The following is a 26531-nucleotide window of genomic DNA, read 5'->3' as shown; positions in this document are numbered from 1 at the left end:
CGATCTCCCGGCGGGACGCCGGGTGTGCCGGCGCGCCCCGCCCGGTCGACCGACGCCGCAACGGGACATCCCCCGCTCCGGCGGGCCGGGCGGGGGATGTCGACGGTCGCGCGTGGGTCAGTCGGCGGTCGCCTCGGCGGGCGTACCCGGGCCGGAACCGCCGCCCCGGCGGCGTCGGCGGCGGCGGGGCTTGGCCGGATCGCCGTCGGCCGCCGCCGTGGCGGGCTCGGCGTCGGACGGCTCGGCGGAGACCACCACGGTCGGCTCGCCGGCCACCACCTCGCCGGCCCGGCGGCGACGCCGGCGGCGCGGGGTGCGTGCCTCGCCCTCGGCGGCCTGCTCGGCCGGGCCACCGGCGGCGTCGCCGTCGGGCCGGCCCCGGCGGCGCTCGCCGCGGCCACGGGACTCGCCCCGTTCGCCCCGCTCGCCGCGCCGGGAGCCCCGGCCGCCGGTCTCGCCGCGCCGGGACCGGCCGCCGAGGTCCTCCTCGACCTCCGCCGACAGCCCGGCCCGGGTCCGCTCCGCCGTCGGCAGCGTGCCGGTGACGTCGCGGGAGATGGCCAGGTCGGTGTAGAGGTGCGGCGAGGTGTGGTACGTCTCCGGCGGCTCCGGCATCTCCAGCCCGAGCGTCTTGTCGATGATCCGCCAGCGGGGCATGTCGTCCCAGTCGACGAAGGTCACCGCGACGCCCGTGGCCCCGGCCCGGCCGGTGCGGCCGATCCGGTGGGTGTAGGTGTCCTGGTCCTCGGGGCAGTCGTAGTTGATGACGTGGGTGACGCCGCTGACGTCCAGGCCCCGAGCGGCCACGTCGGTGGCGACCAGGATGTCGATCTTGCCGGCCCGGAACGCGCGCAACGCCCGCTCCCGCGCGCCCTGGCCCAGGTCACCATGGACGGCGGCCACGGCGAACCCGCGGAAGTCGAGGTCCTCGGCCACCCGGTCGGCGGCCCGCTTGGTGCGGGTGAAGATCATGGTGAGGCCGCGCCCCTCCGCCTGGAGGATGCGGGCCACGATCTCGATCTTGTTCATCGAGTGGGTGCGGTAGACGAGCTGCTCGGTCTGCGGCGACGGCCCGGTCTCGGCGGTGTGCCCGGCGTGGATCGTCATCGGCTGGCGCAGGAAACGCCGCGACAGCGTGACGATCGGGTCCGGCATGGTGGCCGAGAAGAGCATCGTCTGCCGGTCCTCCGGCAGCATCGCCAGGATCTTCTCGACGTCGTCGAGGAAGCCCAGGTCGAGCATCCGGTCGGCCTCGTCGAGCACCAGCGCGCGCACCCGGTCGAGGCGCAGGTGCTTCTGCTTCTGCAGGTCCATCAGCCGGCCCGGCGTGCCCACCAGGATCTCGACGCCCTTGCGCAGCGCGTCGATCTGCGGCTCGTACGCCACGCCGCCGTAGATCGGCAGCACCCGGACGCCCCGGGTGCGCCCGGCGGCGTCGAGGTCCTTGGCGACCTGGATGCCCAGCTCGCGGGTGGGGACGACGACGAGGGCCTGCGGCACGCCGTCGCCGCCCTCGGCCGGGGCGAAGACGCGCTCCAGCAGCGGCACGCCGAACCCGAGGGTCTTGCCGGTGCCGGTCGGCGCCTGGCCGATCATGTCGACCCCGCGCAGCGCGATCGGGATCGCGTACTCCTGGATGGCGAAGGCGCGGGTGATGCCGGCCGCGGCCAACGCCTCGACGGTCTCCGGTCGGGCGCCGAGCTCGGCGAAGGTGGGTGCCTCCGGGCGGACCGGGGCGTTCGGGGCCAGCTCCTGGCCGGCTGTCGGATCGAAGATCTGATCGCTCATATGGATTTGGGGGTGCCCTCTCGTGGTGCGCCCCTCAGGTCCTCAGGGCGCGGACGGTAGTGGCGCGGGCCACACGGTCGGGGGCGGAGATCGCCGAGCCGGACCGGGCCGCACGCGCGCCGTGGTGCAGGGCTTCGGGTCGGATCGACCCTTCGCCGGATCAGCGCCCACGGCAACTGCCCCATACTACCTGAGCCGCCCCGGTGTCGTCCCTGTTCAGCGCAGGGCCCCGACGGTCGGGGTCGGTGATTGTGACCTGGGTCACTTCGACCCTACCCGATTGCGCCCTGTTGCGGCGCGTTCGGGTGGGTGGGGAGGTCCGGCCGGCCGACCTGCGCGGTCGGGCCGGCCAGCGCCTCTGGGCCGCCGGTCTCCGACGGGGAGATCAGCGAACGGTGAAACCGACCGCCCGGGGCGACGCCTCGGCGATCTCGACGTAGGCGACCTTGTTGACCGGCACGATGACCCGCCGGCCCTTCTCGTCGGTCAGGGAGAGCGTCCCTTCGTCCTTCGCGAAGGCGTCAGTCACGATCTGCTCGATCTCGGCCGGCGACTGCGCGCTCTCCAGAACCAGCTCGCGCGGCGCGTACTGCACGCCGATCTTGACCTCCACGGTGCCTCCTCAACTGGGGCGAAAAAGCCGCCGTGGGAAGGCTATCCGATCTCACGGCCGGATGTTCAGGCTGACTCACCCTGCAGGGGGAAGCTGGCGATGCCCCGCCAGGACAGCGCCGCCACGAGCGCCTCGGCCTCGGCCTTCGGCACCTGCCGGCCCCCGGCCAGCCAGAACTGCGCAGCCGTCTCCGCCGCGCCGACCAGGCCGGAGGCGAGCAGCTCGGCGTGCGCCCGGCTCACCCCCGTGTCGGAGATGATCGTGTCGGTTATCGCGGCGATGCAGCCCTGCTCCACCCGCTCCACCCGCTGCCGCACGGCCGGGTCGTTGCGCAGGTCGGACTCGAAGACCAGGCGGAACGCCTCGCTCTCGTGGTCGACGAAGTCGAAGTACGCGCGGACCGACGCGCCGACGCGCTCCTTGTTGTCGTTGGTGCCCCGCATCGCGTCGTGCACCTTGGCCACGATCGCGTCACAGTGCGTGTCCAGCAGCGCCAGGTAGAGCTCCATCTTGCCCGGGAAGTGCTGATAGAGCACCGGCTTGGAAACCCCCGCCCGTTCGGCGATGTCGTCCATCGCGGCGGCGTGGTAGCCCTGCGCGACGAACACCTCCTGCGCCGCCGCGAGCAGCTGCTTGCGCCGCGCGGAGCGGGGCAAACGCGTGGGCCGGCCGGCGGTCTGGGCACCGTTCCCCACAGCCGTCATGGGAACCTCCGAAACTGGTCGTACGAGCCGGCATATCGCCCGAACCGGTCGGGGTCGACGGACCCCGCGCGGAATTGGCCCGCCGCTGTAACTTATCGCCACTGTCACCACACGGTAGCCTCAGCGGGGGCGACCAAGGAGCGCGCGGTGAGTGAAGCAGGGCAACCCGGTGCCGCCACCCCGGGAGAGCACGGCGACGGCACGGGTCGGCAGGACGACCTCGCCCGTTCCGTCAGCGGGTGGGCGCCCTCGGCGACCGGCTGGTCCAGTGGCGACGGCGCGGCGCGGGAGGCGGCGCCCGGCTGGGGCCGCACCGAGCCGGCGTCCGGCTGGGGCGCGTCGTCCCCGCGGCACGGCGACCTGCCGGCCCCCCTGCCCGGCCCGGCCACCCGGGGCGAGTCCGCCACCCGGGTCAACGGTCACCCGCACGTCAACGGCGTGAGCCACACCGGGGAGGAGCCGCGCCCGGGCCGGCCGACGCCGGTCAGCGCGCCGCCGCTCGCCGAGGGCGCCCCCTGGGAGACCGACGACGACCGGCTGGCGGTCCCCGCGCAGCGCCCGGCCCCCGCCCTGGAGCGGGCGGCGGGCCCGCCGCGCGGCGACGACACCGACCCCGCCGCCCGGCACTCCTCCGACGACCAGCCGGCCCCTCGCCTGGGCCGCTGGCCGGACGGCGGCGTCCCGGCGTCCGCGCCCCCCGCCGGCCAGGCCCCGCCGGCCGACCCCGGCTTCGACGCGCCGCGCGGCTTCCCCGCCGACCGGGCCCCCGATCAGGGCGCGACGGCCGGCGGGCCCTACGACTGGGCCCACCGATACCCGCCCGAGGCCGACGATCCGCGCGGCTATCCGGCCGAGCCCGCCCGTGGCGGCTATCCGGCCGAGCCGGGCCGTGGCGGTTACCCCGGGGAGCCCGATCGCGGCGGCTACCCCGACGCGCCCGACCAGGTGGCGGCCCGGGGCCGCGACGAGAGCGCCGGGCCTCCCCCGCCCGGCTGGGCCGGCCCCGACTGGAACCGCCCGAGCTGGGGCGGGGGTTGGGCCCCGCCGTGGTCCCGCGACCAGGGCGAGCCGGCCGGTCGCCGCTCCCGCGACGACGACGAGCCGGCCCGCCGGTCCCGCGACGACGGGTCGGCCGGGCGTCGCTTGCGCGCCGACGAGGACGCCGCCGACCGCCACCCCGGCATCGACGAGCTGGCCGGGCGGCGGGCCCGCGCGGAGGCCGAGCAGGCCGCCCCGGCCGGCGCGGAGGCCGAGCAGGCCGGTCCGCCGCCGCGCGAGGGCCGGGCCGCCGACGACCGGGCCCCCCAGGCCGGTCGGAGCCACCCGCCGGAGCCGAGCCGCCCCTACGCCGCCGAGCCGGTCCGGCCGTACGAGCCGGTGCGCGCCGAGCCGGCCCGGCCGTACCAGCCGGTGCGGGCCGAGCCGGTCCGGCCGTACGAGCTGCCCCGCCCCGGGCCCGACCCGGCCGCCCGGCCCGCTTCGGAGCCGGCCGAGCGCCCCGCCTGGGCCGGCGTCCACCCGGCGTCCGCCCCGCCCGCCGCCGGGCCCGAGACCTCGGCCGCCGCAGCCGTCGACCCGGCCGAGGTCCGGGCCGCCGCAGCCCGGCCCTTCCGGCTCCGTCCGGTCCCCGAGGACGCCCCGGCCACCGACGCACCCGGCCAACCGCCGACCGCCACCAGTGCCGGGCCGACCGCCGCACCCGCCACGAGCGGGATCGGCCGGCTGGTCCGCACCCCGCCCGCGCCCGCCCCGACGAGCGCACCCCCGTACGCGGCCCGCCGATCCGCACCCGACCCGGTGACGCCGGCCGCCCCGGCCGACGGGGGCCGGCAGCCGGACCGCACGGCGGTGCTGCCGCAGCGCGTCCCCGCCGAACCGGACGTGCCCGTCGTGCCGGAGCCGCCAGCCGTGGAGCCCCCCGCCGAGACCCCGGAGCTCGCCCGCATCGCCACCCACCTTCGTCGCGACGACGAGCCCGCCCCGCCGCAGGAGCGGCCCGAGGGGTTCGACGTCAACGCCATCCTCGACGCCGTTCGCGGTGTCGCCGGGGTGCGGGACGCGGCCCTGCGCCGCACCCCGGCCGGCGCGCACAGCCTGCGGCTCGACCTCGCCGACGGCGCCGACCCCGCCGAGGTGAGCCGCCAGGTGGCCCGCCTGCTCCAGGAGCGGATGGGGCTGGCCGCCGCGCCGCAGGACGTCCCGGGGATGCCGAGCGCCCCGCCTCCGCCCGTGCGCCGCCGCTCCGCCGAGGCGCGCCCCGACCTGCGGGGCACCGCCCCCCGGCCCGCCGACCCCCGGGCGGCCGGCCGGCTGCCGGAGGGCCGCCCGCCCGCCGACGCGCCGCCGCACCGGCTCGACCGCCGGGCCGACCCGGCGGGGGAGCCGCCGCGCCGACGCCGCCAGGCGACCGCGCACCGGGGCCGGGCCACCGTGGAGGAGCCGGGCCAGGTCAGCGCCGCCCCCGCCGGCCTCGCGACGGGCAGCCCGGCGACGCTCGGCTCGTCGTACTCCGGTGGGCAGATGACCACGACGGAGACCGCGCCCTCGCGACCGCTGGACACCGGCGGCGCGCCGGGGCCCCGCGTGGTGATCGACCACGTCCAGGTCAGCACGTTCGGCCTCGACGCGAACGTCGAGGTACGGCTCCTCGCCGACGGGGAGGCCGCGTCCGGATACGCGACCGGGCCCGCCGTGGACGGCTACGTGCTGCGGCTCTGCGCCGTGGCCGCCGCGGCGGCGGTGGACCGGCTGCTGCGCGGCGGCGAGCAGGAGCCCGAGCGGGGCCGGTGCTTCGTCGAGCACGCGGCGGTGGTGCCGTTCGGCAACTGCGAGGTGGCCACGGTGGTGGTGCTGCTGGTCTGCGACGGCTGGGTCGAGCAGCTCGCCGGCTCGGCACTGGTGGCCGGCGATCCCCGGCAGGCCGTCGTCCGGGCCACCCTGGCCGCCGTCAACCGACGCCTTGAGGCGCTGCTGGCCTGATCGACCGCAGGCGGGACGCCGCCGGCGCGGGCAGACTTGGTGGCATGAAAGCCGCCATCCTCGGGCCGGAGCACCACCTGCCCCCGCACGCGACCCCGCCGCCGTGGCCGGGTCGGGAGGTACGCCTCGACGGCTCCCTCACCTACGTCCGGGACACCCCGGCCACCGCACCGGGAGCCGAGCCGGCGCTCTACGTCCACGGCCTCGGCGGGTCGTCGCAGAACTGGACCGACCTGGCCGGGCTGCTCGCCGACCGGCTCGACGGCCAGGCCATCGACCTGCCGGGTTTCGGGCACAGCGAGCCGAGCCGGCGCTACACCGTCCCCGCGTTCGCCGAGCACGTGGCCCGCTGGATCGAGCACTCCGGCCGGGGCCCGGTGCACCTGCTCGGCAACTCGCTGGGCGGGGCGATCTCGGTGCGGGTGGCCGCGTTGCGCCCGGACCTGGTACGCACGCTGACCCTGATCTCCCCGGCGCTGCCCTTCCTGGACTTCCGCCGCTCGTTGCAGGGCCGGATGCTGCCCCTGCTGGCCGTTCCGCGCGGGGAGCGGCTCGTCGGCTGGCAGTTGGCCCGGCTGGACCCGAAGGTGATGGCGCAGCAGGTGATGGAGTCCTGCGTGGCAGACCTGACCCGGATCAGCGAGCAGCGTCGGCAGGAGGCGCTGGAGGAGATCCTGCTGCGCTACCAGGCCGCGCACTACGCCTCCGTGTACGTGCGCACCTTCCGCGGCCTGGTCTCCAGCTTCCTGCGGTCGTACCTGCGGGGGCCGGAGTCGCTGTGGCGGCTCGCCGCGGCGGTGCGGGTGCCGACGCTGGTGATCGGCGGGTCCGCGGACCGGCTGGTCGACGTGCGGGTGGCGCCGCAGGCCGCCCGGGTGATCCCGGACAGCCGGCTGTTGATGCTGCGCGGCGTCGGGCACGTGGCCCAGCTGGAGGTGCCCCGCACGGTCGCCCGCGCGGTGCTCGGGCTGCTCGCCGAAGTGGCGAACCCCGTGACGGTCCGTGACGTGGCATCCTGACCGGGATGCCCGGATTCCTGCCTCGACGCGCTTCCCGCCCGAATTTCCCCGCAGCTCTGACCGCCCGACGGCGTACGCTGCTGTCTGCTGCCGCCCTCGCCGGGTGCATCCTGGCCGGCGCGGTCCTGCTGGCGGCCCGGCCCCCGACCGCCGGGCCCCCGCCCGACGTCGAGGCGCTGGCCGTGGATCAGGCGGCCCGCACGCCGGCCGCGGCGGGCGGCGTGGCCCTCCCGCCGGCGTCGCCGAGCCCCGGCGGCCCGCCGGCGGCGGCTTTCGGCGGCCCCCCGCCCGTCGACACCGGCCCCCCGCCGGGGCCCGGCGCGTCCCCGGTGCTGCGGATCCCGGGCCCCGTGCCGTCGGCCGGTGGGGGTGGCTTCCAGTACGACGACCGCCCCGGCGCGGTGCTCGGCACGGCCGGCGCGCTGCGCCGCTACCGGGTGGCGGTGGAACGGGAGGCGGGCGAGGACGTGGGCGACTTCGGCACGGCCGTGCAGGAGGCGCTGGCGGGGCCGGGAAGCTGGGTGGACAGCGGCCGGCTGCGGCTGCAACGGGTGCCCGGCGCGGCCCGGCACGACTTCACGGTCTACCTGGCCACGGCCCGTACGGCGGGGCGGATGTGCGCGGCCGGCGGGGTCGACATCCGGGTGGGCGGGCGGCCCTACACCTCCTGCCGCGCGCCGGGGAAGGTGATCATCAACCTGGACCGGTGGCGGCTGTCGGTGCCGCACTTCGTCGCGGCCGGGGTGCCGCTGGCGGTCTACCGGACGTACGTGGTGAACCACGAGGTCGGGCACCAGTTGGGCCACCGGCACGAGCGCTGCCCGAAGCCGGGCCGGCCGGCGCCGGTGATGATGCAGCAGACCCTCTTCCTCAACGGCTGCGTGGCCAACCCGTGGCCGTACCGCGACGGCCGCCGCTACGCCGGCCCGCCCCTGTGACCGGTCCCCTGCCGCAGTGACCGGGGCGGCTCCCGGCGCTGTGGTCGGGGCGGGTCGCAGCGGAAAGGCGAGGGCTTTTCGCGCTGAAGGCCGTAAAGGCACAGTTAGGCGCGATTTGTCTGTCAGGCTGACGGGGTGACTTCCCTCTCCCCATCCGGGGCGTACCGCCCCCGGCGGCCGGGTCGCCCGCGCCCCCGTACGGTGCTCGGCGGCCTGTCCGCCCTGGTGGCGGTCGCCGCCGCCGCGTTCCTGGTCCTCGGCGCGGTGCCGCCGCCCGGGCCGGCGGGCCCCGGCGGGGCGGGGGCCGGGGCGGGCGGCCGTAGCGTCGACGCCGCCCCGGCCGACCGGGCCGACCAGGACGGCCGGGCCGAGCGGGCGGACCAGGACGGTCGGGCCGAGCGGGCCGACCAGGGGCAGGCGGGCGACTGGCCGACCAGCGGGCCCGGCCGGTTCGCGACAGCGGCGGGCCGGTCCCCGGTCCAGGGCACGGGCGGGCCGGTGCGCCGCTACCGGGTGCTCGTCGAGCGGGACACCGGCCAGGACCCGGACGCCTTCGCCGCCGCGGTCGACGAGGCGCTGGGCGACCCGCGGAGCTGGATCGCCTCGGGCGAGCTGCGGCTGCAACGGGTGGCCGGGCCCGAGCCCGACGCCGCCTCCGGCCCGGACGCCGCCGCCTCCGGCCCGGGTGCCGCCCCCGCCCCCGCCGCTTCCGCCCCTGACGACGACGCCTCCGCCGATGCGGACTTCACCATCTACCTGGCCACCCCCGTCACCTCCGAGCGGATGTGCGCGCTCGGCGGGCTGCAGACCGAGCGCTACACCTCCTGCCGCCTGCCGGGGCAGGTGATCATCAACCTGGCCCGGTGGATGGAGGCGGTACCGGACTACGGCGCCCCGCTGGACGTCTACCGCGCGTACGTGGTCAACCACGAGGTCGGGCACGAACTCGGCGAGCTGCACGAGGCGTGCCCGGGGCCGGGCGAGCCCGCGACGGTGATGCAGCAGCAGACGTACGGCCTCGACGGCTGCGTCGCCAACCCCTGGCCCTACCTCGACGGCAAGCGGTACGCGGGGGAGTCGACCCCGGGCACCTGAGTTATTCCCGCTCCCGCATGTCGGGCGGGTGTCCCTGCTCATGGCCGATCGGCGCTTCGGCGAGCGACAATGGCTCGTCACCCACGCCGATCCCGGGGAGTCCACCGTGTCGTTGCCCCCGCTCGTCGAGCCCGCCGCCGAGCTGACCGTTGACGAGATCCGCCGCTACTCGCGCCACCTGATCATCCCCGACGTCGGGGTCGAGGGGCAGAAGCGGCTGAAGAACGCCCGGGTGCTCTGTGTGGGCGCCGGCGGTCTCGGCTCACCGGCTCTGCTCTACCTGGCCGCCGCGGGCGTCGGGACGCTCGGCATCATCGACTTCGACACCGTCGACGAGTCCAACCTCCAGCGGCAGGTCATCCACGGCGTCTCCGACGTCGGCCGGTCCAAGGCGGAGTCCGCCGCCGCGTCGATCCGCGAGATCAACCCGCTGGTCACCGTGGAGATCCACAACACCGCGCTGGACCGGGACAACGTGCGGGAGATCTTCTCCGGCTACGACCTGATCGTCGACGGCACCGACAACTTCGCCACCCGCTACATGGTCAACGACGCGGCGGTGCTGCTCGGCAAGCCGTACGTCTGGGGGTCGATCTACCGGTTCGACGGCCAGGCGTCGGTGTTCTGGGCCGAGCACGGCCCCTGCTACCGCTGCCTCTACCCGGAGCCCCCGCCGCCCGGCATGGTCCCCTCCTGCGCCGAGGGCGGCGTGCTCGGCGTGCTCTGCGCGTCGATCGGCTCGATCCAGGTCAACGAGGCGATCAAGCTGCTCGCCGGCATCGGCGAGCCGCTGGTCGGCCGGCTGATGGTCTACGACGCCCTGGAGATGAGCTACCGCAAGATCAAGGTCCGGAAGGACCCGAACTGCGTGCTCTGCGGCGAGAACCCGACGGTCACCGACCTGCTGGAGGACTACGAGGACTTCTGCGGCGCGGTCTCCGAGGAGGCCCAGGAGGCGGTGGTTGACGCGACCATCACCGCGGCCGAGCTGAAGGAGTGGCAGGACGCCGGCAAGGACATCTTCCTCGTCGACGTCCGCGAGCCCGCCGAGTACGAGATCGTCCGGATCCCCGGCTCGACGCTCATCCCCAAGGGCGAGATCATCTCCGGCGAGGCGCTGGCGAAGCTGCCGCAGGACAAGCAGATCGTGCTGCACTGCAAGTCCGGCGTCCGCTCCGCCGAGGCGCTCGCCGCGCTCAAGGCGGCCGGCTTCCGCGACGCGGTGCACGTCCAGGGCGGCGTCCTGTCCTGGATCAAGCAGATCGACCCGTCGCTCCCCGCGTACTGACCGCGGGCGGGCGCAAGCGCGGGCGGGCGCAAGCGCGGGCGGTGCAAGCGCGCGGCGCAAGCGCGGGCGGTGCAAGGAAGGGCCCCTTCTTAACGCTTTCGGTCGAGAAGGGGCCCCTTCTCACACCCAGCCGCCGGCCGGTGACACCTGCTCGCCCAGTGTCGCCCGGCCGACCATCCGAGGTGGGATCGCGTTTGCGCCGGTAGCGTTCCTGCCGTGGTCGACTTGGACGCCGCGATCGGGTTCGTGGTGGCACACGGTGACGCGGTGGAACGGGCCCGGCTGTCGTGGCTGCGGGCCGGCGCGGCGCCGTCGCCGGAACTGCTCGACAGCGCCGAGGTGGGGCAGACGCCCGACGGCGGCTGGCCCGCTGTGTGGGGCGCCGACCTCGCCTCGGTCGACGCCACCTGCTTCCGCCTCGCCGAGCTGGACGACCTCGGCGCCCTGGGCCGTCCCGCCGCCCGCCGGGCGCTGGACTGGCTGGCGTCCCGGCAGCAGGCCGACGGCGGCTGGGAGGAGGACGCCGCCCTCGCCGACGACGCCCCCTGGTGGGCCCGGCCCGGCGACCCCGAGGCGCGGCTGTACCTGACCGCCACCGTCACCTTCTGGCTCACCGTCGCCGACCTGCACGCGCGGGCCGTCGGCAGCACGTACGCGGGCGTCGTGCAGGCCGCCGTCCAGGCCCTCGCCGGGCAGCTCCAGCCGGACGGCACCTTCCCGTCGTACCTGGCCGTCGGCTGGCTGAGCGCGGCGGTCTTCCACCAGCAGGAGCTGTTCTACGAGTCGGCCCGGATCCAGGTGGCGCTGGCCGACCGGATGCCGAAGCTCTCCCCGGCCAACGCGGCGTCGCTGGCCGCCGCCCTGCGCCGGGTCGGCGTCGACGAGCAGCACTGGACGCTGGTCGCGGCCCGCCGCCGGCTGGCCGAGACCCAGCGCAGCGACGGCGGCTGGGAGAGCGACGACGGCCACCAGTTCGACGTGCACACCACCCTGGCGGCCATCCGCGCCTGCCGCTGACGCCCCTGCCGCTGACGCCCCTGCCGCTGACGCCCCTGCCGCTGACGCCCCTGCCGCTGACCGCCCCGCCGCCTGCCCCGGGCTCCGCCCAGCGGGGTGAGAAGGGAACCCTTCTCTACCGTATGCGTTAACAAGGGGCCCCTCCTTACAGTCACCCCCGCAGGTGGCCGTCGCCCGTCACCACGTACTTCGTGCTGGTCAGCTCCGGCAGGCCCATCGGCCCCCGGGCGTGCAGCTTCTGCGTCGAGATGCCGATCTCCGCGCCGAAACCGAACTCGCCGCCGTCGGTGAACCGGGTCGAGGCGTTCACCATCACCGCCGCCGCGTCGACCCGGGCCACGAACTCGCGGGCCGCCGACTGGGAGTCGGTGACGATCGCCTCGGTGTGCCCCGTGCCGTACCGGCGGATGTGCGCCACCGCCGCGTCGAGCGAGTCGACGACGGCGACGGAGATGTCCGCGGACAGGTACTCCGTGGCGAAGTCCTCGTCGGTCGCCGGCACCACCGCCGACGAGTACGCGGCGACCTCCGGCGAGCCGTGCACGGTCACCCCGGCCTCGGCGAACGCGGCCAGCGCCGCCGGCAGGAACGCGTCCGCGACGGAGGCGTGCACCAGCAGCGACTCGGCGGTGTTGCAGGTCGACAGGCGCTGGGTCTTCGCGTTAAGGGTGATCGCGAGGGCCTTGGCGAGGTCGGCGGCGGCGTCGACGTACACGTGGCAGTTGCCCACCCCCGTCTCGATCACCGGCACCGTCGACTCCTCGACGACGGTGCGGATCAGCGACGCCCCGCCGCGCGGGATCAGCACGTCGACCAGGCCGCGCGCCCGCATCAGCTCCTTGACCGAGTCGCGGGAGCTGGCGTCGAGCAGCTGTACGGCGTCCGCCGGCAGCCCCGCGTCGGCGATCGCGTCGCGCAGCACCGCGACCAGGGCCGCGTTGGAGTGCGCCGCCGAGCCGGAGCCGCGCAGCAGCGCCGCGTTGCCCGACTTCAGGCAGATCCCGGCGGCGTCGACGGTCACGTTGGGGCGGGCCTCGTAGATGATTCCGACCACCCCGAACGGCACCCGGACCTGCCGCAGCTCCAGCCCGTTGGGCAGGGTCGAGCCGCGGACCACCTCGCCGACCGGGTCGGGCAGCGCGGCCATCTCGCGCAGCGCGTCGGCGATGCCCGCCACCCGCGCGGCGTCGAGGGCGAGCCGGTCCAGGATGGCCGCGCTCAGCCCGGCCTCCCGCCCGGCCGCCAGGTCCGCCGCGTTCGCGGTCACGATCTCGGTGGTACGCGCGACCAGCGCGTCGGCCATCGCCACCAGCGCGGCGTCCTTGGCGGTACGCGTGGCGACCGCCAGGGCCTCCGCCGCGCCCCGGGCCCGCCTGGCCTGCTCGACGACGCTCATCCAGCTCACTCCTCACGGTGTTAGGAAGGGACCCCTGTACAACAGAATGCGTTAACAGGGGGCCCCTGCTTACAGCAGCACCAGGTCGTCGCGGTGGACGACCTCACGTTCGTACGCCGGCCCGAGCGCCGCCGCCAGCTCGCCCGTCGAGCGGCCGAGCAGCCCCGGCAGCTCCACGGCGTCGTAGTTGACCAGCCCCCGGGCCACCGGCGCGCCCCCCGCGTCGACCAGGTCGACCGGGTCGCCGGCGGTGAACGCCCCGTCGACGGCGGTGATCCCGGCCGGCAGCAGCGACTTGCGCCGCCCCACCACGGCGGCCACCGCGCCCGCGTCGAGGTGCAGCCGGCCGCGCGGGGTGGTGGCGTGGGCCAGCCAAAACAGCCGGGCGGTCGGGCGTCGCCGCTGCGCGTGGAACAGGGTGCCGACCTCGTCGCCGGCCAGCGCGGCGGCGGCCAGTCCGGCGGCGGTGAGCACCACGGGGATGCCGAAGCCGGTGGCGATCCGGGCCGCCTCGACCTTGGTGACCATGCCGCCGGTGCCGACGCCGGCCCGCCCGGCCCCGCCGATCTGCACGCCGGCCAGGTCGCGCTCGTCGCGGACGTCGGTGATCCGGGTCGACCCGGCGCGGGCCGGGTCGCCGGTCCACAGGGCGTCGACGTCGGAGAGCAGCACCAGCAGCTCGGCGTGGACGAGGGCGGCGACGAGGGCGGCGAGCCGGTCGTTGTCGCCGAACCGGATCTCCTCGGTGGCGACGGTGTCGTTCTCGTTGACGATCGGCACGGCCCGCAGGTCGAGCAGCTTGCGCAGCGTCCGGTACGCGTTGCGGTAGTGCGCCCGCCGGGTCACGTCGTCGACGGTGAGCAGCACCTGCCCGACGGTGAGCCGGTGCCGGGCGAAGCCGGCCGCGTACCGGCCGATCAGCAGGCCCTGGCCGACGCTGGCGGCGGCCTGCTGGGTGGCCAGGTCGCGCGGGCGGCGGCTGAGCCCGAGCGGGGCGAGCCCGGCGGCGATCGCGCCGGAGGAGACCAGCACCACCTCGCGGCCGTCGGCGGCGAGCCGGGCGAGGGTGTCGACCAGCGCGTCGACGCGGGCGTCGTCGAGGCCCCCGGACGCGGTGGTCAGCGAGGACGAGCCGATCTTGACGACGACCCGCCGGGCCGAGGTGACTGCGAGACGCACCCGCCCATTCTGCGCGGTCGGGTCGGCGGGCCCCGGCGGCGTTCCCATATCGTGGCAGCTCGTGACACCTGCGGAGTACGTCGAGGCGGTCCTGGAGCTGGTCGAGCGCATCCCACCGGGGCGGGTGATGTCCTACGGGGCGGTCGCCGACGCGCTGGCCGAGCGCTCGGGGCGGGCGTCGGCGCGGCTGGTCGGTTCGATCATGGCCCGGCACGGGGGCGGGGTGCCGTGGCACCGGGTGGTCACCTCGGCGGGCCGCCTGCCGCCCGGCCACGAGGCCGAGGCGCGGGCCCGGCTGCGCGCCGAGGGCGCCCCGCTGGGCGGGACGGGGGTGGACATGGCCGCGGCGGCCTGGTCGCCGGAAGAGGGGATGTGACCGCGACCATAACGTGAGTAACATTCGGCGTCATGACGCTGCCGCCGGCCGGACCCGGGACGCCGCCCGCAGCCCGGTCGTCGCCGACCGGCGCGGGCGGGGCCGCCCCGAGGCCCGGAGGCCACGTCCTGCCCCGCCGGGTGCACGCCGGCTACGCGCTCGGCTCCCTGGTCACCGGGGCGTTCGGCACCGTGCCGGGGCTGCTGCTCCTGCCCTACCTGACCGACACCCTCGGCGTCGCCGCCGGGGTGGCCGCCCTGCTGGTGCTGCTGCCGAAGGCGTGGGACGTGCTGGTCAACCCGGTCGCCGGGCGGATCTCCGACCGCACCAGGTCGCGCTGGGGGGCCCGCCGGCCCTACCTCCTGCTCGGCGGCCTCGCCCTCGCCGCGCTGTTCGCCGCGATCTTCGCCGCCCCGTTCGGCGTCGGCCCGGCCGCCGGCGCGTACGTCGCCCTCGCCTTCCTGGCCACGGCGACCGCGTTCGCGTTCTTCCAGGTTCCCTACGTGGCGATGCCGGCCGAGCTGACCGACGACTACGCCGAACGTACCCGGCTGATGAGCTGGCGGATCGCGGTGCTGGCGGTGGCCATCCTGGTCTCCGGTGCGGTGGCCCCCGCCGTGGTGACCGCCGGCGGCGACGGCGTCGCCGGGCACCGCTGGATGGGCCTGTTCGTCGCCGCGCTGATCGTGCTCGGCGCCCTCGGCGCGTTCCTCGGCACCCGGGGCGCGCCCACCGGCACGGTCGGCGAGAGCGAGCCGACGCTGCGCGCCCAGCTCGCCGTCGCCGCCCGCAACCGGCCGTTCCGGGCGCTGCTGGTCTGCTTCGTGATCCAGTCCGCCGGGGTCGCCACCATCCTGGCCGGGGTCAGCTACTTCGCCGACCAGGTGCTGCGCGACCCCACCACCGGCCCCACCGTGCTCTTCGCCTGCTTCGTCGGGCCGGCGCTGCTGGTGATGCCGCTGTGGACCCGCGTGGGCGCGCGGGTCGGCAAGCGGTCCGCGCTGGTCGCCGCGTCCGCGCTGCTCACGGCAGGAGCCGCCGGCCTGGTCGCCGCGCCGGTGCTGCCGGCCGTCGCGGTCTATTCCGTGGTCGCGGTCGTCGGCGTCGGGTACGCCGGCCAGCAGGTCTTCGCGCTGGCCATGCTGCCCGACTGCATCGCGTACGACACGGCGCGCACCGGCCGCCGGCAGGCCGGCGTGTTCACCGGCCTGTGGACGGCGGGGGAGACCTTCGGCCTCGCCCTCGGCCCCGGCATCTACGGCATGGTGCTCCAGCTCAGCGGCTACGTCTCCTCCGAGACCGGCACGGCGGCCGTCCAGTCCGACGCGGCCCGCCTCGGCGTGCTGCTGGGCTTCACGGTGCTGCCCGCCCTGCTGGTCGGCCCGCCCCTGCTCCTGCTGCGCCACTACACGCTCACCCGGGACGACCTGCTGACCGCCGCCGACCACCACCAGACCGGCCACCACGAGAGGGGCGTCACCGCCGCATGAGGGACGACGAGGACACCGGCCGGGCGCTGCCCGAGCGCGGACTGCCGGCCGAGCAGGTGCTCGACGACGTCAGGGCGCTGCGCAAGGGCGACCGGCCCACGCACGGCGGGCGGCTCTTCGCGTACGTCTACGACCCGGCCGTGCCCGGCCTGGACGAGCTGGCCGCCGCCGCCCACGCGAGCAGCGCGCACGTCAACGGCCTCGACCCGACGGCGTTCCCGTCGCTGCTGGCGATGGAGAACGCGCTGGTCGGGGCGGCGTCCCGGCTGCTCGGCGGCGGCACCGGCACGAGCGCCCCCGACGTCGTCGGCAGCGTCACCAGCGGCGGCACCGAGTCGCTGATCCTCGCCGTGAAGGCCGCCCGCGACGCCCGCCCCGACGTCGCCGCGCCCCGCATCGCCGTGCCGGTGACCGCCCACGCGGCGTTCGCCAAGGCCGCCCACTACCTGCGGGTCGCCCTCGACCCGGTGCCCGTCGACCCGGTGACCCTGCGGCCGTCCGCCGCCGCCGTGGCCGCCGCGATCGGCCCCGACACGGTCCTGGTGGCCTGCTCCGCCCCCTCGTACGCGCACGGCGTCGTCGACCCCGTCGCCGACATCGCGGCCGTGGCCGACGAGGCCGGGGTGCGCTGCCACGTCGACGCGTGCTTCGGCGGCTGGACGCTGCCCTGGCTGCGCCGCCTCGGCGAGCCGGTGCCGCCGTTCGACTTCGCCGTCGCCGGGGTCACCTCGATCTCCGTCGACCTGCACAAGTACGCGTACGCACCGAAGGGCGTCTCCGTGCTGCTGCACCGCACCCCGGCGCTGCGCGCCCCGCAGTTCTTCGCGTACGCCGACTGGCCCGGCTACACGATGGTCAACCCGGTGATCGCCTCCACCCGCTCGGGCGGCCCGATCGCCGCCGCGTACGCCACCCTGCGCCACCTCGGCGAGGACGGCTACCTGCGGCTCGCGGCGGCGACCCGCGACGCCGTGGCCGGGCTCGCCGACGCGGTACGCGGCACCGGCGGGCTGCGGCTGCTGGCCGAGCCCGAGTCGACGGTGGTCTGCTTCACCTCCACCGATCCGACGCTGGACCTGTTCGTGCTGGTCGACGAGCTGACCGCCCGCGGCTGGCACACCCAGCCCCAACTCTCGTACGCCGACCTGCCGGCCAGCGTGCACCTCACGGTGACCGCCGCGGTGGCCCCCCGGGTGGCGGAGTTCGGCCCCGACCTGGCCGACGCGGCGGCGGCGGCCCGGGCCGCCGGCCCGGTGAAGCTGCCCGCCGAGCTGACCGCGCTCGCCGCGACCCTGACCCCGGACGCGCTCACCCCGGAGCTGGTCGCCGGCCTGGCCGCCGCCCTCGGCCTCGGCGGGCCGGCGGACGGCGCTGGCGGCTTCGCGCCGGACGCCACCGTCAACGCCCTGCTCGACGCCGCCCCGCCGGCCCTGCGGGAGCGGCTGCTGGTCGAGTTCGTCGGCCTGCTGCAACGCCCGACCTACTGAGCCGCCCGTGCCGGCCGGGCGCTGTGGTTGACTGGCGCGGAGGAGAGAGGGGGCGGTCATGCAGCTGCCGGCAGTGCTCGGGGAGCCGATCCGGTTCGTGCTGAACTGGGGCCGCCGCTACTCGCTGTGGGTGTTCAACTTCGGCCTGGCCTGCTGCGCGATCGAGTTCATCGCCACCAGCATGGGCCGGCACGACTTCATCCGGCTGGGCGTCATCCCGTTCGCCCACGGCCCGCGCCAGGCCGACCTGATGGTGGTCTCCGGCACGGTCACCGACAAGATGGCCCCGGCGATCAAGCGGCTCTACGACCAGATGCCCGAGCCAAAGTACGTCATCTCCTTCGGCGCGTGCTCCAACTGCGGCGGCCCCTACTGGGACTCGTACTCGGTGACCAAGGGCGTCGACCAGCTCATCCCCGTCGACGTGTACGTGCCCGGCTGCCCGCCCCGCCCGGAGGCGCTGCTGCACGGCATCCTGCGCCTCCAGGAGAAAATCGCCGCCGAGCAGTCGGGCGTGGGCGGCGTCCCCCGCCCCGACCCCCTGGCCTCCCCGGCCGACGCGGCTGTCCCGGGGGCCTCCTCGGCCCCCGCCGCCTCCACCGCCGACGCCGTGGCCGCGCCCGCCGTAGCCCGGCCGCCCCGCCCGGTGAACTCGCTGACCGCCCCGCCGGTCCGCCCGCCCGCCGTCCCCTAGCTGTACTGCCCGGGCAGGGCGGTGCCGAGCGACGCCTAGGCAGATCTTGGAAGATTCCGGCCCCCGGAGGGGCCATCTGCTTCCAAGATCTCCCGTTCGCGGGCCGGCTTCCGCAGCATCCCGTCCCCGGTCATCAATCATGAGGTGACAGAACGCGGCCTGGCTCGCCGGCGGCATGACTCCAGCGTGGCCCTTTGCTCTGCACCCGCCCACGCAACGCTCACGCAGGGTAGTCGGCGGCTGCCCACTTCCACCCATTCGTAATCTTGTATATGGCTGGCTCCATAGTGGTGTTGCGTGGGTGGGTGCAGAGCAAAGCGAGCCGTGGGTGTCCTGTGTCGCCAACGCTTCGTCACCCAGAGCGACACTCGCGGTCTCCGCTGCTGGCTGTCCACAGATCACTCGGCGTGCTCGTGGCGTCGGGTTCGGCGCGGCGGTCCGACCACCTCGCCTGGCCCCGCTCGGCGCAACCCCAGGGGCTAGGCGGGGTGGTGGCAGGGTGGGATTAGCCTGCGGCCATGAACCAGTCTGCGGACCAGCGTTCCGCCTTCATCGTCGACGTGCTGACCGAGGAGTTCGGCGCGTCGATGGCGCTCGACCCGGCGGCCTTCCGCCGCAAGTTCCGCAAGATGGCCGCCTCGCCGTTCGCCTTCTACCGGGGCAGCGCCTCGCTCTTCTACGCCGACCAGCGCGGCGACTTTGCCGACGACGCGTTCCTCGACGAGCGCACCAGCCGGGTGTGGATCCACGGTGACCTGCACGCCGAGAACTTCGGCACCTACATGAACGCCTCTGGGCGGCTCGTGTTCAACGTCAACGACTTCGACGAGGCGTACGTCGGGCCGTTCTCCTGGGACCTGCGCCGCCTCGCCGCCAGCGTCGCCCTGCTCGGGTACGCCAAGGCGCTCTCCGACCGCGCGATCGGTGACCTGGTCGCCGGCTTCGCCCGGTCGTACCTGACGGAGCTGCGGGCCATCGCCGCCGGCGGGGACGACGCGATCGGCTCCATCACCCTCGACAACGCCGACGGGGTGCTGCGGCGGGTGCTCCAGCAGGCGCGGCTCAACACCCGGGTGGACCTGCTCGCCGCGCAGACCACCGTCGACAACTACGAGCGGCGGTTCTCCCTCGGCGACGGGGTGTTCGAGATCGACGGCGACACCCGGGAAAAGGTCTGCGCCGCGTTCGCCGACTACCTCGGCACGCTGCCCGAGTCCTCGGCGAACCTGCGCCCGGTCTCCGCGCACATCAAGGACGTCGTGCTGCGCAAGGGGGTGGGCATCGGCTCGGCCGGGCTGCCGTCGTACAACCTGCTGCTGGAGGGGCACACCGAGGCGCTGGAGAACGACGTCGTCATCTACATGAAGCAGGCCCAGGTGCCGGCGGTCGCCCGGCACATCGACGACGAGCGGGTGCGGTCGTACTTCCGGCACCAGGGGCACCGGACGGCGGAGTCGCAGCGGGCGCTCCAGGCCCACGCGGACCCGTGGCTGGGCTTCACCGAGCTGGACGGGGCGGGCCAGCTCGTCGCCGAGGTCTCCCCGTACGCCGCCGACCTGGACTGGTCGGACGTCAACGAGCCGGAGGAGCTGGCCGGGGTGCTGGCCGACCTGGGCCGGGCGGTGGCCCGGATGCACTCGGTCGCCGACGACGAGTCCAGCCACGACCTGGTCGACTACTCCACCGAGGAGGCGATCGTCGCGGCGGTCGACACGGACCCCGATGGGTTCGTCGCCGGCCTGGTGGAGTTCGCCCACGCGTACGGGCTGCGGGCCCGCGAGGACCACCAGCTCTTCGTCGACCTGTTCCGCAACGGCCGGCTGCCGGGCATCTGAGCGGGGCGAGCCGGGCGCTCAGGCGGTGAAGTCGAGCACCACCTTGATGTCGCCGCCGGTGGGGGTGTACGCCTCCGCGTACGCCGCCACCGGCACCCGCCGGGTGATCAGCGCGTTCAGCCAGGACTGGTCGGCGCGGGCCAGCGCCGTGGCGGCCAGGTCCCAGTGCCGGCGGTTGGCGTTGACCGAGCCGAACACCACGTTGTTCTCCAGGACCAGCTCCCGGTTGAGCGCCCCGGCGTCGAAGTCGAGGCTCCGGCCGCCGCTGGACACGCCGGTGAGGCAGACGATGCCGGTCGGACCGGCCTTGCACATCGCGTCGAGCACGACCGCCGGCGCGCCGGTGCACTCCACCACCACGTCCGGCACCAGGTCGAGCTGCCCGACCGGCCCCGTGTGGTACGTCGCGCCGAGCGCCCGCACCAGGTCCGGCTTCGGCCCGGTCTCGGCGCGGTCCAGCACGTGCACGGCGAACCCGCGCTGGGTGGCCAGCAGCGCCGCCAGCAGGCCGATCGGCCCGGCCCCGGTGACCAGCACGGTCTGCGGCTGCCACTCGGCGCGGGTCCCGATGCGCTCGATGTGGTCCCACGCCTTCGCCACCACGCTGGTCGGCTCCAGCAGCATCCCCACCGGGGCCAGGACCGGGTCCAGCCCGACGGCGAAGCGGGGCTGCACCCGCCACCGGTCCCGGGCGAAGCCGGGCAGACCCTTGATGCCGTGCTCCGTGTACTCGCCGTTGCGGCACATGTCCCACTCGCCGACCGCGCAGTTGGCGCAGGGCACCGGGTCGGGGTGCCGGACGATGCCGACCACCAGGTCGCCGGGGCGCAGGGTGCCGCTCGGGTCCTCCAGCACCCGGCCCAGCGACTCGTGCCCGAGCACCAGGGCCGGCGCGTCGGGCGGGGCCTCGCCGTAGGCGCCCTCGACGATCTCGTGGTCGGTGCCGCAGATCCCCACGGCCAGCGCCTCGACGAGGATCGACCCCTCCTCGGCGTGCGGCTCCGGGTAGTCGTCCACGAGCCGCAGCGAGTCGCGGACTCCGGGGTTGACGGTCACGGCGCGCACGACCCCCATCCTTCCCCGCCGGGCGCGCCGCCGCCCGGTGAATCCGGCATCCGGCCCGCCGCCCGCCCGGCAGAACCGGCATCCGGCCCGCCCCGGGGGACCGGCGTCGGTCATAGGATCAGCGGCATGACTCCCGAAGAGGTCGGCCAGCGGCTCGTGGCGCTGCTCGCGCCCGTCGAGGCCACCGCGTCGGTGTCCGGCGGCCAGGCGTACGCGCGGGCCACCGTCGACGTACCCCCGGCGAGCTGGCGGGACGCGCTGCGCGCGGCCCGCGACGACGCCGACCTGGGCTGCGACTTCTTCGACTGGCTCTCCGCCGTCGACCAGCTCGCCGACGGCTGCGAGGTGGTCGCCCACCTGTGGTCGACGGTGCGTCGGCACGGCCTGCTGCTGCGCACCCGGGTGCCGTGGGACGCGCCCCGAGTGGACTCGGTCGTCGACCTCTATCCCGGCGCGGCCTGGCACGAGCGGGAGACGTTCGAGATGTTCGGCGTGGACTTCCCCGGGCACGGCGAGCTGCGTCCGCTGCTGCTGCCGCCCGAGTTCGAGGGGCACCCGTTGCGCAAGGAGTTCGTGCTCGCCTCCCGGGTGGCGAAGCCGTGGCCGGGCGCGAAGGAGCCGGGCGAGTCGACCGCCGCCGGTGGCCGCCGGGCGGTGCGCCCGCCGGGGGTGCCGGCCCCGGGCGAGTGGGGGCCGGCGGCGCCGCCCGCCGCCGCACCGCCCGCCGGCACGGGGCGGGGCGGCGACGCGCAGCGGGGCGACGGCGGCGCGGGCGACGGGGGCGCGGCCTGATGCCCGACTGGCTGGAGGCCGTGCTCCGGGTGGCCGGCGTGCTTGTCGCCTTCCTCACGCTGCCGCTCGTCGTCGGGCAGGCCGAGCACAAGGTGATGGCGCACATGCAGGGCCGGCTCGGCCCGATGTACGCGGGCGGCTTCCACGGCTGGGCGCAGCTCGTCGCCGACGGGGTCAAGTTCGTGCAGAAGGAGGACGTGACCCCGCGCGAGGCGGACCGGGCGGTGTTCCGGCTGGCCCCCGTGGTGGCCCTGGTGCCCTACCTGCTCGCCCTGCTGGTGATCCCGCTCGGGCCCGGCGACCTGGTGGGCCAGCCGCTGGACATCGGCCTGTTCTTCGTCCTGGCCGTGGTCGGGGTGGGCGTGGTGGCGGTGCTGATGTCGGCGTGGGCGTCGGCCAACAAGTACAGCCTGCTAGGCGGGCTGCGCGGGGCCGCCCAGCTCCTCGGCTACGAGCTGCCGCTGGTGCTGGCCGCCGCGTCGGTGGCGATGGCGGCCGGCACGCTGAGCCTGCCGGGCATCGTCGAGGCGTGGCGGCCCTGGTGGCTGCTCTGGCAGGCCCCCGCAATGATCGTCTTCTTCGTCGCGGGGCTGGCCGAGATCCGCCGGCCCCCGTTCGACATGCCGGTGGCCGACTCGGAGCTGGTCTTCGGCTACCTGACGGAGTACACGGGGCTGCGCTTCGCGTTCTTCCTGCTCGCCGAGTACGTCGGCATCGTGGTGATCGCCGCGCTGACCACCGTGCTCTTCCTCGGCGGCTGGCAGGGCCCGTTCGCCGATGCCCAGCTCGGCTGGCTGTGGACGCTGCTGAAGGTCTTCGCCGTGTCGTTCGTGATCATCTGGCTGCGGGTGTCGTACCCCCGGCTGCGCGAGGACCAGCTCCAGCGGCTGTGCTGGCTGGTGCTGGTGCCGGCCTCCCTCGCCCAGCTCGTCCTCACGGCCACCGTCCGCGTCTGGATGTAAGGAAGGGCCCCCTGTTAACGCTTTCTGTTGTACAGGGGACCCCTCCTAACACCGGGAGCAGCCGTGCGGCGGCCGGCGGTTACGGGGCCGCGTAGAGCAGGCGGTTCGGCGAGCCGGGGCCCGGGTTGATCACCACGCCGGTGGTGGCGGCGGCGATCAGCGCGCTCTTGGCCTGCGCGAGCGTGGCCGTCGGGAACTGCTGCCGGTAGCGCGCCATCCAGCCCGTGACGTGCGGCGCGGCCATCGAGGTGCCCGACCAGCCGGAGGCGACCGCCGTGTTCGAGGCGATGCCGGCGGAGGTGATGTTCACGCCGGGGGCGAAGACGTCGACGCAGGTGCCGTAGCTGGAGAACGACGCCCGGGTGTCCGTGACGTCGGTCGCGGCGACGGTGACGCCCCGGGGCGAGCGGGGGCCGTTGGTGCAGGCGTCGGTGTTGAAGTTGTTGGCGATGAACACGGGGTGCACGCCCGAGTCGATCAGGTTCTCGGCGGCGGTGTTGGGGGTGGTGCCGTACCCCTGAAGGCTGAAGTTCGCCACCGACACCGGGTCGTGGTGGGCGGCGATCCAGTCCATGCCCTCGATCAGGTCCGTCGTCCAGCCGGAGTTGTCGCACTGGAGGACGCGGACGGCCTTGATGGTGACGGCCTTGGCGACGCCATAGGTCGCGCCGCCGACGGTGCCGGCGACGTGCGTGCCGTGGCCGTGGCAGTCGTTGGTGCCGTTGCCGTCGCCGACCGCGTCGTAGACGCCGCTGGCCCGGCCGCCGAAGTCGACGTGGGTGGCCCGGATGCCCGAGTCGACCACGTAGACGGTGACGCCGGAGCCGGTCGACGTGTAGCCGAAGCTGTTGTTCAGCGGCAGGTAGTGCTGGTCGATGCGGTCCAGCCCCCAGGACGGCGGGTTCGGCTGCACGGCCTGCGTCGTGAAGTCGTCGGCGCCGCCGCCGTAGATGCGGCTGTCCCGCTCGACGTACGCGACGGCGGGGTCGGCCCGCACGGCGGCGAGGGCGGCCGGGGTGAGCCGGGCGGCGTACCCGTCGAGGACCCGGGTGTAGCGGTTCAGCACCGTGCCCCCGGCGCGCTCGGCGAGGGCGGCGGCCCGGCTCGTGCGGGCGGTGCGCGTGGCGCGGTCGGTGCCGGCGGGCGGGTCGGCGAGCACCACGATGTACCGGTCCGGCGCGGCCTCCGGCCCGCCGGGGCGCAGCGGGGCGGGCGCGGGACGGCCGGGCTCCGCCGCGCCGGGGGCGGCCGACGCCGGTACGGCGAGGGTGGTGACGAGCGCTCCGGTGATCATGCCGGCCAGCACGCCGAGGCGTGCCGTTCTGCGACCTGGCTTCCGCAAGGCGGATCTCCTCAACTGTGGACAGCCTGCGCCGAACACCGGCGAAGGCCGGCGGCACAGGCCCCTCAAGTCGATCAGCCTGAATTGAAGCGAGTGTTAACCAGTGAAGACTATCGATTAATTCGGGACGCCCGCCGGGACGCCCGCCCGCCGGGACGCCCGCCCGCCGGGACGCCTGCCAGGGTGCCGCGTGGGCCCCGGGACGACCCCCGTTCAGCCCAGCGGGGTGTGCGCCGGGTCGACCCGCTCGGCGGGCGGCGGGGGCGGCGGCGGGGTGCCGTCACCGAAGGGCCGGCCGCCGAGGGCCTCCCGGCCGTGCGGGGCGAGCCAGTTCGCCAGGTCCGGGCCGAGCGGGACCACCCCGGTCGGGTTGATGTCCCGGTGCACCTCGTAGTAGTGCCGCTTGATGTGGTCGAAGTCGACCGTGTCGCCGAACCCGGGGGTGGTGAAGAGGTCCCGGGCGTACGCCCACAGCACCGGCATCTCCGCCAGCTTGCTCCGGTTGCACTTGAAGTGGCCGTGGTAGACCGGGTCGAAGCGGACCAGCGTCGTGAACAGCCGCACGTCGGCCTCGGTGATCGTGTCGCCGACCAGGTACCGCTGCCCGGACAGCCGCTCGGTCAACCAGTCCAGCCGGTCGAACAGCCGCCGGTACGCCGCCTCGTACGCCTTCTGGCTGCCGGCGAAGCCGCACCGGTACACGCCGTTGTTGACGTCGGCGAAGACCACGGCGTTGACCTCGTCGATCTCGTCGCGCAGCCGGTCCGGGTACAGCTCGGGCGCGCCCTCGCGGTGGTACGCCGTCCACTCCGTCGACAGGTCCAGGCTCATCCGGGCGTAGTCGTTGGTGACCACCTGCCCCGTCGGCACGTCCACGATCGCCGGCACGGTGATCCCCCGCTCGTAGCCGGGGAACCGCTTGAAGTACGCCTCCTGCAGGCGCTCGATGCCGAGCACCGGGTCGCGCCCGCCCGGGTCGAGGTCGAACGTCCAGCTCCGGGCGTCGTGCGTCGGCCCGGCCACCGCCATCGAGAGGGCGTCCTCCAGGCCGAGTAGCCGGCGCACGATGATCAGCCGGTTGGCCCACGGGCAGGCGCGGCTGACCGCCAGCCGGTAACGCCCCGGCTCGACCGGCCAGCCGTCCCGCCCGTCGGCGGTGATCCGGGTGGCGATGTACCGCTGGTCCCGGGTGAACTCCCCACCGGGCTCCACGTACTTGCCGCCGGGCTCTGCACCGCTCGCGCCGGGCTCCGAGCCCTTGCCGCCGGTCGTCGCGCCCGCCTCGTCGCCCACGTCGCCCCCTGCCGTCCGCCTCGCCGTCTCCGTCCGTCCCATCTTGACCGATCCGCCGCCGCGGGGCCCGCTTCGGCGGGCAGCGAACCGCGCGCGACTACGCTTCCCGGGTGAACGACGTGGAGGCGGCGGCCCGGCGCTTCGTCGCCGACGTGTGGAACGCCGGGCGCGAGGAGTCGGTGTACGAGCTGGTCGCGGCGGGCTGCCCGGGGCTGGGCGGGACGGGCCCGGAGGCGGTCCTGGCCTGGCACCGGGAGCGGCGGGCGGCCTTCCCCGACCTGCGCTACAAAGTCGTGGACGTGGTGGCCGCCGCAGACCGGGTGGCCGTGCGCTGGCGGGCCGCCGGCACCCAGGCCGGCCCGTTCGGGCCGGTGCCGCCCACCGGGCGCGTGGCGAGCTTCTCGGGAGCGACGTTCCTGCGCTTCGACCCGGCGGGGCGGATCGTCGACGTGTGGCACGCCACCGAGCTGTTCCAGCTCCTCCAGCAGCTCGGCGTCGAGATGCTCCCGCCGCTCACCGGCCCCTGACCCCGCTGCCGCTCACCGGCTCGGCACGCTGGGCGGGACCGCTCACAGGTGCCGGGGCGTGATCCGGGCGATCGACAGGTTCACCGGGAACGGCTCGCCGGTGTCGACGAACTTCGTCCAGCGGCCGGTCTCCGTGTAGACCTCGTTCACCGGGTCGATCCGGTGGGTGTGGACGGCCAGCTCGCCGTCGCCGGTCTCGATCCGCCAGTAGAACGGGATGCCGGCCTGCGCGTAGAGGGCCGGCTTGAGCACCCGGTCGATCGAGCGGGTGCTCGGGGAGACGACCTCGACGGCCAGCACCACCTCGTGCGGCGCGTACCGCGACGGCGAGCGCCGGGCGGCCTCCGCCGTGGTGACCAGCACGTCCGGGACGAAGCAGCGGGTCCGGTTGATCCGCACCTCGACGCCCTGGGTCACGTCGTACTCGTCGGGGCACTCCTCTTCGAGCGCGACGCCGAGCCGCATGGCGATGGTCTGGTGGATGCGGGTGGGGGAGGGGGACACGAGCAACACTCCGTCGAGCAGTTCGCGGCGGCGACCGTCCTCGGGCAGCCCGTCGAGGTCGTCGGTCGTCCACCCGCCCTCGGGCGGGACGTCGCTCTGCAACGCGGCGGTCATGGGACAGGTCCTTCCCGGCGTGTCGTTCTCCCCG

At 75.3% G+C, this 26531-nt stretch carries 23 protein-coding genes; 14 read left to right on the top strand and 9 right to left on the bottom strand.

The features are described 5' to 3' along the window. Nucleotides 1-117: 117 nt before the first annotated feature. From ACFYWL_RS01635 to ACFYWL_RS01625, 3 genes are all read right to left on the bottom strand, one after another. On the bottom strand, nt 118-1788 hold the full coding sequence (locus ACFYWL_RS01635) for a DEAD/DEAH box helicase (protein ID WP_386965841.1): 1671 nt from the start codon (nt 1786-1788) through the stop codon (nt 118-120). A 385-nt stretch (nt 1789-2173) separates the two neighbouring features. Continuing rightward, entirely contained in the window at nt 2174-2401 is a 228-nt protein-coding gene (locus ACFYWL_RS01630; RefSeq protein ID WP_007073114.1) for a DUF3107 domain-containing protein, read from the bottom strand. A gap of 65 nt (nt 2402-2466) precedes the next feature. Next, the gene (locus tag ACFYWL_RS01625; protein ID WP_074472473.1) at nt 2467-3105 is read right to left on the bottom strand and encodes a TetR/AcrR family transcriptional regulator; all 639 of its coding nucleotides are present in this window, start codon (nt 3103-3105) and stop codon (nt 2467-2469) included. A 945-nt stretch (nt 3106-4050) separates the two neighbouring features. Between ACFYWL_RS01625 and ACFYWL_RS01620 the strand changes: the two genes are divergently transcribed. The 6 genes from ACFYWL_RS01620 to ACFYWL_RS01595 all read left to right on the top strand — a co-directional run bounded on the left by ACFYWL_RS01620 (nt 4051) and on the right by ACFYWL_RS01595 (nt 11441). Further along, nucleotides 4051-6084 (top strand): hypothetical protein, encoded by a 2034-nt coding sequence (locus ACFYWL_RS01620; RefSeq protein WP_386966703.1) that lies wholly within the window; start codon nt 4051-4053, stop codon nt 6082-6084. Nucleotides 6085-6128: 44 nt separating this feature from the next. Then, a complete protein-coding gene (locus tag ACFYWL_RS01615; protein WP_386965838.1) occupies nt 6129-7103 on the top strand; it encodes an alpha/beta fold hydrolase in 975 nt (324 codons plus the stop codon). Between the two features lie 5 nt (nt 7104-7108). Continuing rightward, nucleotides 7109-8041: a DUF3152 domain-containing protein gene (locus ACFYWL_RS01610; protein ID WP_386965835.1), complete on the top strand. Its 933-nt coding sequence runs from the start codon at nt 7109-7111 to the stop codon at nt 8039-8041. Between the two features lie 135 nt (nt 8042-8176). Continuing rightward, entirely contained in the window at nt 8177-9136 is a 960-nt protein-coding gene (locus tag ACFYWL_RS01605; protein ID WP_386965832.1) for a DUF3152 domain-containing protein, read from the top strand. 40 nt (nt 9137-9176) lie between these two features. After that, nucleotides 9177-10424 (top strand): adenylyltransferase/sulfurtransferase MoeZ, encoded by a 1248-nt coding sequence (moeZ, locus tag ACFYWL_RS01600; RefSeq protein ID WP_386965830.1) that lies wholly within the window; start codon nt 9177-9179, stop codon nt 10422-10424. Nucleotides 10425-10640: 216 nt separating this feature from the next. Next, nucleotides 10641-11441, top strand: a complete 801-nt coding sequence (locus tag ACFYWL_RS01595; protein WP_386965827.1) for a prenyltransferase/squalene oxidase repeat-containing protein — start codon at nt 10641-10643, stop codon at nt 11439-11441. A gap of 151 nt (nt 11442-11592) precedes the next feature. On the opposite strand, the gene ACFYWL_RS01590 is transcribed toward ACFYWL_RS01595, so the two are convergent. Together ACFYWL_RS01590 and proB are read right to left on the bottom strand one after the other, a co-directional pair. After that, a complete protein-coding gene (locus tag ACFYWL_RS01590) occupies nt 11593-12837 on the bottom strand; it encodes a glutamate-5-semialdehyde dehydrogenase (protein ID WP_386965824.1) in 1245 nt (414 codons plus the stop codon). 69 nt (nt 12838-12906) lie between these two features. Next, on the bottom strand, nt 12907-14064 hold the full coding sequence (proB, locus tag ACFYWL_RS01585) for a glutamate 5-kinase (protein ID WP_386965822.1): 1158 nt from the start codon (nt 14062-14064) through the stop codon (nt 12907-12909). Between the two features lie 13 nt (nt 14065-14077). On the opposite strand from proB, the gene ACFYWL_RS01580 reads away from it, so the two are divergent. The 5 genes from ACFYWL_RS01580 (at nt 14078) to ACFYWL_RS01560 (ending at nt 19898) form a co-directional block, all read left to right on the top strand. After that, nucleotides 14078-14392 carry an MGMT family protein gene (locus ACFYWL_RS01580; RefSeq protein ID WP_386965820.1) on the top strand — a complete coding sequence of 105 codons (315 nt, stop codon included), beginning with the start codon at nt 14078-14080 and terminating at the stop codon, nt 14390-14392. A 32-nt stretch (nt 14393-14424) separates the two neighbouring features. Next, nucleotides 14425-15882 carry an MFS transporter gene (locus tag ACFYWL_RS01575; RefSeq protein WP_386965817.1) on the top strand — a complete coding sequence of 486 codons (1458 nt, stop codon included), beginning with the start codon at nt 14425-14427 and terminating at the stop codon, nt 15880-15882. After that, the gene (locus tag ACFYWL_RS01570; protein WP_386965815.1) at nt 15879-17369 is read left to right on the top strand and encodes a pyridoxal phosphate-dependent decarboxylase family protein; all 1491 of its coding nucleotides are present in this window, start codon (nt 15879-15881) and stop codon (nt 17367-17369) included. The genes ACFYWL_RS01575 and ACFYWL_RS01570 overlap by 4 nt, the downstream gene beginning before the upstream one ends. Nucleotides 17370-17427: 58 nt before the next feature. Continuing rightward, entirely contained in the window at nt 17428-18063 is a 636-nt protein-coding gene (locus ACFYWL_RS01565; RefSeq protein ID WP_386965812.1) for an NADH-quinone oxidoreductase subunit B, read from the top strand. A 518-nt stretch (nt 18064-18581) separates the two neighbouring features. Next, nucleotides 18582-19898 carry a DUF2252 domain-containing protein gene (locus ACFYWL_RS01560; protein WP_386965810.1) on the top strand — a complete coding sequence of 439 codons (1317 nt, stop codon included), beginning with the start codon at nt 18582-18584 and terminating at the stop codon, nt 19896-19898. A gap of 18 nt (nt 19899-19916) precedes the next feature. Here the strand turns inward: ACFYWL_RS01560 and ACFYWL_RS01555 are convergent, their stop codons facing one another. Then, complete coding sequence (locus tag ACFYWL_RS01555; protein WP_386965808.1) at nt 19917-20963, bottom strand: glucose 1-dehydrogenase; 1047 nt, start codon at nt 20961-20963, stop codon at nt 19917-19919. Nucleotides 20964-21089: 126 nt separating this feature from the next. On the opposite strand from ACFYWL_RS01555, the gene ACFYWL_RS01550 reads away from it, so the two are divergent. Together ACFYWL_RS01550 and ACFYWL_RS01545 are read left to right on the top strand one after the other, a co-directional pair. Then, nucleotides 21090-21755, top strand: coding sequence for an NADH-quinone oxidoreductase subunit C (locus tag ACFYWL_RS01550; protein ID WP_386965805.1), 666 nt, complete (start codon nt 21090-21092; stop codon nt 21753-21755). Next, on the top strand, nt 21755-22717 hold the full coding sequence (locus ACFYWL_RS01545; RefSeq protein WP_386965802.1) for an NADH-quinone oxidoreductase subunit H: 963 nt from the start codon (nt 21755-21757) through the stop codon (nt 22715-22717). The genes ACFYWL_RS01550 and ACFYWL_RS01545 overlap by 1 nt, the downstream gene beginning before the upstream one ends. 79 nt (nt 22718-22796) lie before the next feature. Here the strand turns inward: ACFYWL_RS01545 and ACFYWL_RS01540 are convergent, their stop codons facing one another. Continuing rightward, a complete protein-coding gene (locus tag ACFYWL_RS01540) occupies nt 22797-24059 on the bottom strand; it encodes a S8 family peptidase (RefSeq protein ID WP_386965800.1) in 1263 nt (420 codons plus the stop codon). Between the two features lie 213 nt (nt 24060-24272). After that, nucleotides 24273-25394, bottom strand: coding sequence for a glutathione S-transferase family protein (locus tag ACFYWL_RS01535; protein WP_386965798.1), 1122 nt, complete (start codon nt 25392-25394; stop codon nt 24273-24275). Nucleotides 25395-25462: 68 nt separating this feature from the next. On the opposite strand from ACFYWL_RS01535, the gene ACFYWL_RS01530 reads away from it, so the two are divergent. Then, nucleotides 25463-25879: an ester cyclase gene (locus ACFYWL_RS01530; RefSeq protein ID WP_386965795.1), complete on the top strand. Its 417-nt coding sequence runs from the start codon at nt 25463-25465 to the stop codon at nt 25877-25879. A 42-nt stretch (nt 25880-25921) separates the two neighbouring features. Here the strand turns inward: ACFYWL_RS01530 and ACFYWL_RS01525 are convergent, their stop codons facing one another. Continuing rightward, nucleotides 25922-26497, bottom strand: coding sequence for a Uma2 family endonuclease (locus ACFYWL_RS01525; protein WP_386965792.1), 576 nt, complete (start codon nt 26495-26497; stop codon nt 25922-25924). Between the last annotated feature and the right edge of the window lie 34 nt (nt 26498-26531).

Origin of the sequence: Micromonospora sp. NPDC002575, assembly GCF_042889525.1 — a bacterium.
GTDB lineage: Bacteria > Actinomycetota > Actinomycetes > Mycobacteriales > Micromonosporaceae > Micromonospora > Micromonospora carbonacea.
Note: the sequence above shows the minus strand (reverse complement) of the source record. Positions and strands in the feature narration are given on the sequence as shown.